At 51.1% G+C, this 8,402-nt stretch carries 5 protein-coding genes; 2 read left to right on the top strand and 3 right to left on the bottom strand.

The genetic code is table 11. The features are described from left to right. Positions 1–524 precede the first annotated feature (524 nt). From MKJ04_RS14000 to MKJ04_RS14010, 3 genes are all read right to left on the bottom strand, one after another. Complete coding sequence (locus MKJ04_RS14000) at positions 525–3,383, bottom strand: glycosyl hydrolase (RefSeq protein WP_241642274.1); 2,859 nt, start codon at positions 3,381–3,383, stop codon at positions 525–527. A 259-nt stretch (positions 3,384–3,642) separates the two neighbouring features. Further along, positions 3,643–3,954: an L-rhamnose mutarotase gene (gene rhaM / locus MKJ04_RS14005; protein WP_241642275.1), complete on the bottom strand. Its 312-nt coding sequence runs from the start codon at positions 3,952–3,954 to the stop codon at positions 3,643–3,645. Between the two features lie 74 nt (positions 3,955–4,028). Continuing rightward, positions 4,029–5,642: an arylsulfatase gene (locus tag MKJ04_RS14010; RefSeq protein ID WP_241642276.1), complete on the bottom strand. Its 1,614-nt coding sequence runs from the start codon at positions 5,640–5,642 to the stop codon at positions 4,029–4,031. 343 nt (positions 5,643–5,985) lie between these two features. On the opposite strand from MKJ04_RS14010, the gene MKJ04_RS14015 reads away from it, so the two are divergent. Then, complete coding sequence (locus MKJ04_RS14015) at positions 5,986–6,939, top strand: DUF2971 domain-containing protein (protein ID WP_241642277.1); 954 nt, start codon at positions 5,986–5,988, stop codon at positions 6,937–6,939. A gap of 58 nt (positions 6,940–6,997) precedes the next feature. Further along, positions 6,998–8,341, top strand: coding sequence for a hypothetical protein (locus MKJ04_RS14020; protein WP_241642278.1), 1,344 nt, complete (start codon positions 6,998–7,000; stop codon positions 8,339–8,341). Positions 8,342–8,402 lie beyond the last annotated feature (61 nt).

Genomic DNA, 8,402 nt, shown 5'->3' on the forward strand with positions numbered 1-8,402 from the left:
TGATGTCGCTCACAAAACGGCCCTGCTTGTCCACGATTGGAACCTGCTTGCCGTTCTCGTCGGTCCCAACAACTTGTTGGTGAGAACACACAACAACGGCAGCTTTGCGAAAGTCCTGAGATGCATAGAAACGGCTTTTATACCTCATTTCTAATGCTTAATTTCTAATTTTTAATTTTGTGCAGTCCTTCCCATCTGACTTTCCATTTGCCGTTATCCGGAAAGCCTGGTGCCGGCCTGTCGGGGGCGCCGTCCCGGGTGGGGTTCCATTGCCAGTTCGTCAGGATCTCATAGTAAGTCTTTTTATCACCACGGTGTCTATCTGCAGACGAAGCGGCAGGAGGCCGTACGCTCCCACTACCACCAGGTGGTCGCGGCGGTAAAAGTCGTCGGTATAGGCCTGGGGATGCGGCGGCCCGGAAAACAGCTGCCATCCTCATGCGTTTGCGGGGTTATCCTACCGCCGGCTTTCCAGGGTTCTTCCTTTCACTCCAGGCAGGAGCCATACTCCGTTTATACCTCCTTTACAGTGACGCATCGGAGCTGCTGCCTGGGGAAGTGCTGTATGGCGTGAGCGTGACGGGCCCCAGTAAACCGGAAAGCATGGGCTGCCAGACCGAGGCATCGAAGGGTTTGTAGTCGATGTTCACGAAGTTGATCTCGTGGTACTTCCGCCATTCTATTTTTTTCTGGTCCATGTCGCGGATGCGGTTGGCCATCAGGTTGGCTACCTCTACACGTAGCGTGTTTTTGCCCGGTTTCAGGTATTGCCCCACCCGCGCCCGGAAGGGGATGCCCCACAACGTGCCCACTTCCTGCCCGTTCAGCCAAACGCGCGCGCTCTCCCGCACCTCGCCAAGGTCCAGCACATACTCCCCGTTAATTTTGGCGGGCATGTTGAACGTGACGGTATAGGTTCCGGTTCCGGAGAAAGCCTCCGCTCTTTTATCCGGTAGGTTGGTCCAGGAGGTGAGTTGCTGGAGTGACTGTTCGGCGGGCAGCTCCGGACCTCCCTGCGTAAACTGCAGTTTCCAGTTGCCTTTCACCTCCAGCGGTGCGCCTTTGGTTTCGAGGTATTGCCAGGCCAGGGCACCCGGTGTCTGGCTTTCCGTGGCCCGCAGAATGAGCGCCTCCCCAGGCTGTAGCTGCACCCGCACCTCTGTTTTCCGATCCTTTACCGACGACATCGCCACGCCACTCCGGGCGCTTTGTGGGTCCATCACCATCACCGATGTTGCAGCCATGTTCAGGGCGATGGTCTGGTCGATGGCTTTCGGGGTATGGTTCACCAGATAGTAGTATTTTCCGTCCTGTACCTGGCGGCGGATAAATTTCAGGCCCGTGTCGGTCAGCGACTCGCGCTGTATACCGGCATAGGTTAGCGCGCGCTGCACATCCTGGGCCAGTAGAATCTCCCCGGCACCTGTTTTCATCTGTCGGACTCCGTTGCCGGCGTCAGCAAAAGTCAGGGAAGCCTTCAGCTGCTGCAATTGCTCCTGGCGTTGCTTCAGATTGTGCAGCCCCGGCACCTCGGCGGGCAGCTGCTGCACCACAACGGTAGCGCCCTGGTTTGCCAGTGCGATGATGCGCTCCAGTGTTTCCACCGCCATATACCGCGCCTGGGGTATAACCAGCACTTTGTGCGTTGGGGCCGATGCGGCAGTCAAAAGCTGGCCATCCTGCACGGTGGTTTCCTGCAGCATCTTATCCGAAACGAAGTCAAGTGAATAGCCAGCGTCCATCAGCTCCCGCGACTGCTTGTAAAACTGCGTGGGGTGCAGCCACTCATCGATGTCGTGCACCTTGATCAGCATTTCCATACCCTCCGGCTTGCTCCACACATCATGAATCGGCCAGTATACCAGCAGCTCGTTGTCTGGCTGCCCGGACTGCAACACCGACTGCACCCGCGTAATGTAGCTGTTGAAACCGCTAAACTGGGGCCACAGGCTGTTTGCCGGCGTCAGGTTGAGCGAGGCGTAGAACAGCCAGCCCGGCCAGGCCACGTCTTCCGGCGAGTACGTTACGCCATGGTAAAAAACGTGATTCACGCCCGAAAGAAACACCTGCTCCACCTCCGGTTTCATCTGGGAGTAGGAGGTTTTGAAGTGCTCGCCCAGCCACGTAAAGGTTTCGCTCGAGATTAGCTTTTTGCCCGTTACATGCGCTGCCGAAGAAGCGAACTTGAGCATGATCGGGTCCGGGTCGACGTTGCGCACGTCGGCGCTGTCGCGGCGCAGGCCCGGAATCGGGAAATAGCTGGAGCCGAAGGTCTCGCACTCCGGAATGTCCACGGCGGCATACAAGTCGAGGAGGTTACCCGGTGAGCCGTGCGCCTGGTTTTTGGTGATGCTGTTGCGGGCGTGTGCCCAGGCGTTCCAGGGTTTGTAAAAGTTATCAAGCAACAGCTCGCCCATCGTTTCGCGGTAATCGGATTTGAGTCGGGCAACGGTTTCCGTGTGCGCCTCACTCACCAGCTCCCGCAGGTACAGGCGCAGGTCATACCCCCTGCGTTGGGCAAACTCCTCAAAAAACTCCGGCGACCAATCCGCCCCGTATACCTCGTAGCTGTCGTTGTAAAACGCCCTGACGCCGTAGTTCTGCTGCCCGAAGGCGCTGCTGAAGCGATCCAGATAGGTCTCCACTGCATCCGCGGAAAGATGGTTGAGGGTATACCCCACACCGCCCGGTGCCGCCCGCTTCACCATCTGCCGTGTTTTCCCGCTGAAAGCGGCATACAGCGTCCAGTTGCCACTATTCGGGCTCCAGTTCAGGGTGCCCTCCGCGCCTACCTTGTCAGTCAGGTTCAGGATGTCGCCCTTATCGTTGTAGGCCATCACGGCTTGCAGCGGCGCGCCCATTTCCAGCTGTTTCGGGTCCTGCAGCGTGATTTTCTCCTGTAGCCGCTGCCCGCCCTTTAAGCGATAGGTTTGAATGGCCAGTTTAGCGGCAGCGTACTGCGGCTTTACCTGCGGCCCGCCAAATGGCCAGCCTGTTCCCTGCGTCATGTCCACGGGCATCCCGTTAGCCTTCGCCTCCTGCACCGTGAAACCGAGGATGTCCATCCACTGCGGAGACAGGAAATCGATGTACCGGTCCTCATACCCCATGGCACCGTAAATGGGCGCGATCTCCACGCCCCCGATGCCCGATGCCGCATACTCCTGCAGCAGCCTGCTGATGTTCGGCTTGTCCACGGCGCTGCCCATCCACCACCAGCGCGTCCAGGGGCGGGCTTGGGGTGTTACCTCGGGCCATACCTGGTTTTTCGCCTCAGGCGCTGTTGTGTTTGCCACGGTTTCGGAGGCCTGCGGCTGGCGGCAGTTGGTGAGGAGAACGGTGCACAGGAGAAGCGCCGGGAGGTGTTTGAGTTTATATAGCATGTGTCGGAATACGAATTAGTAATTGAAAGCCGTCAATAAGTATTATTGAAATTAACATTGTTGTATTTGCCTAAGCTGTGTAGCGTCAGCTGAGCCAAGGCTTTATTCACTGCCTTATCCATAGTTCCAGTCTTTGCGCTCCTCGCCCGCGGGGGCGCCTTACGGGAAAACTGGTTAAGTTTTTACTTCGAGCAAATGAAAATCATGTCATCCTTGGCCGTGTTTCATGATAGAATTTTTTGTGTTTGGCATGACGCTATCACGCCATATAAAAGACTTCCTTTAAAGGCACACTCACCGGGGAGTTGTCCGGGTTTGTCTCCATCAGGTCGGCCATATAGGCCCACCATTTCTGCACTATCGCCGTGCTCCCCAGGTCCTGCGACGAGGCCCCGGCTTGTTTTTGCACGGCAAACAGGGTATTGGTCTCCGCATCCAGAAAGATCGTATAATCGCTTATCCCGGCCTCCTTCAGGAGGTGCGCCAGCTCCGGCCAAATTTCGTCGTGGCGCTTTTGATACTCGGCCTCGCATCCGGGCTTCAGTTTCATCTTAAAGGCAAATCGCTGCATTTTCTTTTTGGTTTTTTGTTGATGGCATTGACCCGGCAAGCTATATCCCTGAAAACGACAGGGCCGGGCACCCCTTACTTTCGCTTCCGCTGTTTGTCGTATGCCTCCAGTTGCGCAAAAGGCAATACCCCCGCACGCGCGGCCCAGGCGGCGTACTGTTGTTCCATGGTCTGCACTTTCTCCGGGAACTGGCTGCTTAGGTCGTGCAGCTCGGTGCGGTCGGTGCTGATGTCATACAGCGCCCACTCGTCCTCTGGGTAGACAGACACCAGCTTCCAGTCGCCCTGCCGGACGGCCCGGTTGCCTTCGTGCTCAAAGAAAATAGCCGCGTGCCCCGGCCACTCCTGCCCTTTCAAGAGCGGCACCATGCTGATTCCTTCCAGCGGCTTGACATTCCTCCCCTGATAAGTGTCCGGGTAGCGCACACCGGCCAGATCCAGGGTGGTGGCCATCAGGTCGATGATGTGTGCGGGCTGGTGGTTTACTTGCCCTGCTGGTATAACGCCCGGGTAATTGGCGATGAACGGCGTGGATATGCCGCCCTCGTGCTCCCAGCGCTTGAACTTGCGGAAGGGCGTGTTGCTGAGGTTGGCCCCCTCGTACTGGTATGCGGTGAAGGAGGTCGGGTCGCTGGCTGGCTTTTTACTGGCGGCCAGAATCTCAGGCGTGAAACCGGGCCCGTCAATCGCCTCGTAGCTGCCGCCGTTATCCGACAGAAACATGATGATCGTGTTCTGGTCCTCGCCCATGTCTTTGAGTTTCTGCCGAAGCCTGCCAATGTTCTGGTCCATGCGGTCGACCATGGCCGCGTAAACCGCCATCTTCGTTTCCCAGGTGCGCTTTTCCGCCGCCGTCAGCGACTCCCAGGCAGGCACGTTCCCGTCGCGGGGCGACAGCTGGGTTTCAGGACTGAGGATGCCCATGTTCTGCATCCGCCGGAAGCGCTCCTCCCGCAGGTTGTCCCAGCCCTTTTTATACGTCTCCTTATACCTGGCGATATCCTCGGGCAGCGCGTGCAGGGGCCAGTGCGGGGCGGTATAGGCCAGGTATAAAAAGAAAGGTTTGCCCTTTCCTTTGCCCTCTTCTATAAACCGGAGCGCATAATCGGTATAGGCGTCGGTGGCATAAAAGCCTTTTCCGGGGGTATAGGGGGCGTTATCCAGCGCATAGGTCAGGGTTTGGTTTGGGCGGTAGGGGCGGTTTCCGAAGTAGCTGTTCGCGCCGTCCAGCATCCCGAAGTAGCGGTCGAAGCCGTGCTTTAGCGGCCAGTGCTCCAGGCGGGCGTTGAGGTGCCATTTCCCGGCCATATAGGTGGTATACCCTCCTTCTTTCAGGGCCTCGGCCATGGTCACGCACTCCTCGTTGAGCATGCCCCGGTAAGCGGGTTGCTCCCGCTCGTTCACCATATGGCCCACCCCGGCCTGGTGCGGGTATAGCCCCGTGAGCAGGGAGGCGCGCGTGGGGCAGCAGCGGGAAGCGTTGTAGAACTGCGTCATCTTGAGACCACCTTCCGCCAGCGCATCCAGATGCGGCGTCCTGATCTCGGAACCAAAGCTGCCCAGGTCGGAATAGCCCATGTCATCCGCCAGAATGACGATGATGTTAGGCTGTGATTTCTGCGGCGTCAGGCTTAGCAAAAGCCCGGTCAGCGAAATCAGCGAGAGGTTCAGGATACGTTTCTGGATCATACTCAGTGCCCTATAGGTGGTGCGCATCGGGAGCCTTCGCTTTTGTTGAATGCCGCCCCGCACGCTTTTAGACGTTAAGTTTAAAGCTAGCGCTTTTGGGGCAAGGGATTATCCTGCTATGTCCTGCCTGCCTGCACACTTACAGATCGGCTATATAGCGGAGAAATTATACGTGGTTGGATTAGTAGTTTAGGCCAAAGCTTTCTTATCTTGGTTTAAAATGCACAGGTTACAATCAGATGGTTGCAGACGCAGCGTAATCACTTCCGAACAACTATGGAAGAGGTGAAGCTACCTGCGCATATAGTGACCATAACTGTATGTTCACGCTTTCGAGGTAGTTATGAGTAACTCTATAAATGAAATCTTTAAATACCTAAGTCCAGAGAGAGTTGATGTATTAGAGAATCAAGTATTAAGGTTCACTCAAGCTAACTATCTTAATGACCCATTTGAACATTTACCCTTCGTCTCTCAACTAGTTGACGAGGCTTATTCAGATAAGCTTTATAAGGAAACTTTAAACCCACTTTTGCAGCAGATTGCGAATAGGAAATTGTGCATTGATGATATTCCCAAGGAGTATAGAAATGCAATTCCCGATAATGTTAAAGAAGTAGTATTTAACTTTACTATTGGTGAAGCTCTAAACTTAATACCAGCTTTTCATCCTAAAAATTTGTTAAATCTCTTAGCAATAGAGGGAAACGACTTAGGTATTGATTACTCATCATTGCTAAAGGATAATTGGAATAATAAGTTTGGTGTATTAAGTCTTACCAAAAGTTATGACAACCTTACAATGTGGTCTCATTATACAAGAAACCATGAGGGCTTTGTTATAGAGTTTAACCCAAGAAACAATTACTTTAATAAAGCTAAAAATGAGAATAATTTAATTAGAAGGTTAAAAGAAGTTAAGTATTGCGAAGTAAGACCTAAATTAACACTTATCGACCCCAACATGAGAGAAGAGGAAATGTTAGAGTCTCTAATTCAAAATATACTTCTTACAAAAAGTAACCACTGGGAATACGAAGAGGAAGTTCGGTTCATTCAAACTTTAGAAGACTCAGATAAAGTACTAAAAACTAATAAGCAAGAAATTCATCTGTTTGGGTTTGATTCTTCAGCTATCAAATCTGTTTTCTTAGGAGTAAACATCAGTGCTTGCTTCAAGAACAATTTATTGCAAATACTTAATGAGCCTAGATACTTGCATGTGAATATCTTTCAAATGGTATTAAGTAGATCAGAATATAAAATCGAAGTTATTGAAGAAAGAGTAAACTCATAACCACATCTTTACATTAGCTACGCTATGGCAAAGCCCAGTACCGTTACCTGTTATTTGAATGAACGAAGAATTAGATATAAAAAAAAGATTTCTAAACTCATTAAAGCTTGGGACAGGTGAGACTTATCTATTGCAGAAAGAGTACCCTAAAGCTGATTTCTCTAGACAAATTGTAAAGGGAGCTGTGCAGAATTTTGCTTATGATCGGCAAAGTGAAGGTAGCAGGGCAAATTACATTTACGGTTTGATCAAAAAATCTAAAAACAGGCAGAAGATTGAACAATCCATATTAAGCAAGCTGCAAGTAAAGAAATCAGATTGGTATGGTCTTGACCATATGTGTGATCTAGCAGTTCTGTTTCATAAAGCTGGTAATCAGTATGCGAAGGAAGCACTAAGGAGCCGCTTTGAGAAAAACGGACTGGATGAATATGAATTCTGCGGGCAAGATCAGTTGATAGAGATAGAAGGACTTGCTGGGTTGCTGACAGTTGCGGAGGTTGTCGGGAAAACGCTTCTTAAAGACCAAGGCGACTGGGAAGATAGCTATCGAGTGGACAGCTTTCAGAAGAAGAACAAAGGTATAGACGTGTATCTTGAGCTGGAAAAAACGAGCAGAAACAATAAGTACATAAAAGCTTACCTTACTTCCATCACCCAAAATAAGTGGGGGCTCCCAAGAAAAAGAAAAGCAAAAATATTCAGCTATAGTTTAATTAAAGAGAGAATTGAAGCAGACAAGTTCCGGTTTATTTCGGAAGAAAAAGCCAATGAACTATCAGATGAAGAAGTTAAAAGGCTGGCAGAAGATTTCCTAAGGGAGAAAGACAAGTATAAACAAGAGCTTTTCTTGCGCTTCTTCAGCAAGATAAAGTTTCCTTTTGAGTACAAACCCATACTCAACATCGCTGGCGGTACGGACACTAGAAAATCAAGGCTTGTTGAATTCGCAGTAGATGCATTGAAGTTCTTTGGAGGAGAAGACATAAGGAAATTGGCTCTTCAAAAAATAGCTGAATATAAGAATCCATCCATTTACTTCCCTTTGCTAACAGGTACATACAGAGAAGGTGATTCTAGTCTATTGAATGAAGTAGCCAATCGGTCAAGAAATTTCGACTATATTCATTCTATAGTGTTTGGTATCATAGATATTTACCAAGCGAATCCCACAAAAGCGTGTAAGGCACCACTAGAGACCATCTATTCAGCGATGAACTGTGGGCTACACAGGTATACGATTTTAAAGATCTTGGAAGAGAACCAGGTCTTATCAAATAAAATCTTATCAGAGATGCAGTTTGACAGCTATAGTGAAATCAGGATACTCTACAGAAGTATAAGAAAAACATCAGGTAATCAGGTAGACGGCTCCACCAGCGTTAGCGGGAGTGTAATTTAAACTGTGTCATTTCATTATTTCAATTTACTGGCCCTGTTGGTGTACTGGTGTGAATCCTTAC

The organism is Pontibacter sp. E15-1, from assembly GCF_022601975.1.
Classification (GTDB): domain Bacteria; phylum Bacteroidota; class Bacteroidia; order Cytophagales; family Hymenobacteraceae; genus Pontibacter.